The 616-nt window shown below is 64.6% G+C and carries 1 pseudogene; it reads left to right on the top strand.

What is annotated here, in order from left to right:
• Positions 1 to 616, top strand: a pseudogene (locus OB916_RS16960) (methyl-accepting chemotaxis protein); the annotation flags it as partial.

Genomic DNA, 616 nt, shown 5'->3' on the forward strand with positions numbered 1-616 from the left:
GAGAAGGCCGACGAGTACGCCCAGATCATGCAGCAGTGTGCGGCCGGCGATCTCACCCAGCGGATGGAGCCCGACGGCGAGAACGAGGCCATGGACCGCATCGCCGGCGAGTTCAACGAGATGATCGACGAGCTCGAAAAGACCACCGGCCAGCTCAAGAGCTTCGCCGACGAGGTCGAAACCGCCGGCGACGTCGTCCAGACCTCCTCGGAGAGCGTCCGCGACGCCTCCGAACAGGTCGCCGACTCCATCCAGCAGATCTCCGACGACGCCTACGACCAGAAAGAACGCCTCCAGGAAATCTCTAACACCATGGACGACCTCGCCCGCGACCTCGAAGGCTTCGCCGCCGAACACGACGTCGACTTCGGCGACTCGCTGGACCGCATCGAGGAGATCGCCGCCACCCTCAACGACGTCGTCGAACTCAGCGAACAGACCATGGCCGAATCCGAAAACGTCGCCGGCGCCGCCGAGGAACAGGCCGCCGAACTCAACGAAGTCACCCAGCGCGCCGAAGACCTCTCCCGCTACGCCCGCCCCCTCCGAGAAGTCCTCGACCGCTTCGAAACCGAATCCGAACACGAATTCTACTTCCCCACCGGACCCGGATCCG

The organism is Halapricum hydrolyticum (assembly GCF_025517535.1).
Lineage (GTDB): Archaea > Halobacteriota > Halobacteria > Halobacteriales > Haloarculaceae > Halapricum > Halapricum hydrolyticum.